The following is a 1,451-nucleotide window of genomic DNA, read 5'->3' on the forward strand; positions in this document are numbered from 1 at the left end:
CTAGTAGTGCTTGGTCAGGTCGATTCGCCGGCGGCGTGTCCGTTTGGTCGGGTGCGTCGTTGACCGGGTGTGCTGGGTGGGGAGTTGGCCGCGGTCCGGTGTGATCTGGAGGACTTCGCGGCGGAGATGTTCGAGTCGTTCTCGCGGGCGGATCAGCGCCGGTGGGGCCAGGTGTATCTGCGGGGCCTGCTGCTGGACGGGCGGCGCAAGTCGGTGGAGCCGATGGCCGCCCGGCTGGGCGAGGACGGCAACCGGCAGGCCCTGGCGAACTTCATCACCACCAGCCCGTGGGAGGCGGTGCATGTCCGCGCTCGCCTCGCCTGGCGGATGCAGCACGTGATCAAGCCGACCGCTCTGATCGTCGATGACACCGGCTTCCTCAAGGACGGGGACGCCTCGGCCTGCGTGGCCCGGCAGTACACCGGGACCGCGGGCAAGGTCACCAACTGCCAGGCCGGAGTCTCGCTGCACCTGGCTTCCGACGCGGCGTCGGCGGCCATCGACTGGCGCCTGTTCGTGCCTGAGAGCTGGGACCCCGCCTCGCCGAAGGCTGATCCGGCCAAGGTGACCCGCCGCAGGAAGTGCGGCATCCCCGAAGAGGTCGGTCATGTCGAGAAGTGGCAGCTGGCCCTGGACATGATCGACGAGACGAGGTCGTGGGGAATCGAGGTACCCCTCGTGGTCGCCGACGGAGGCTACGGCGATGCCGCAGCCTTCCGCCTCGGCCTGGAGGAACGCGCCGTTGACTACGTGGTGGGCATCTCCACCACGACCACTGCCCAGCCGGAACAAGCCAGGCCCTACGCCCCGCCCTACGGCGGTCGAGGGCCTCGGCCGCAGCCCGTTTACCCCGAGCCGGCCCAGGCCGTGAAGAAGCTGGTCATCGAGGCCGGCAAGCGGGCGGCGAAGCCAGTGCAGTGGCGGGAAGGCTCCCGCCCGGGCAGCGGCCGCAGCGGTTTGAAGCGGATGTACTCGCGGTTCGTGGCCCTGCGGATCAGGCCCGCAGGACGCGAAATCCGCAAGAGAGCCGACGGACCCGAACTGCCCGTGCGCTGGCTGCTGGCCGAATGGCCCGCCACCGAGTCCGAACCCGTGCAGTTCTGGCTTTCCAACCTGCCCGCCGACACCCCGCTGGCCACCCTCGTGCGCACCGCGAAGCTGCGCTGGCGCATCGAGCACGACTACCGCGAGATGAAGCAGGCCCTGGGCCTGGCCCACTTCGAGGGCCGCACCTGGCGAGGCTGGCACCACCACGTCACCCTGGTCTCCGTCGCGCACGCCTTCTGCACCCTCCAGCGCTTCACCCGGTCCCCAAAAGAGACGGCGCCGGCCTGAGCCTCTACAGGGTCGCCCGCGAACTGCAGCTACTCCTCGCGGTCTGGACCGGCGCCTGCCCCACCTGTCACCGCGACATGCCACAACCGATACCGACCTGACCAAGCACTACTAGG

General features: G+C 69.5%; 1 protein-coding gene. It reads left to right on the forward strand.

Annotation, left to right across the window (positions count from 1 at the left end; translation table 11 throughout):
- Positions 1 to 69 precede the first annotated feature (69 nt).
- Positions 70 to 1,335: an IS701 family transposase gene (locus ACFF45_RS35380; RefSeq protein WP_446697142.1), complete on the forward strand. Its 1,266-nt coding sequence runs from the start codon at positions 70 to 72 to the stop codon at positions 1,333 to 1,335.
- Positions 1,336 to 1,451: the final 116 nt, after the last annotated feature.

Origin of the sequence: Streptomyces cinereospinus (assembly GCF_042430725.1) — a bacterium.
Classification (GTDB): domain Bacteria; phylum Actinomycetota; class Actinomycetes; order Streptomycetales; family Streptomycetaceae; genus Streptomyces; species Streptomyces cinereospinus.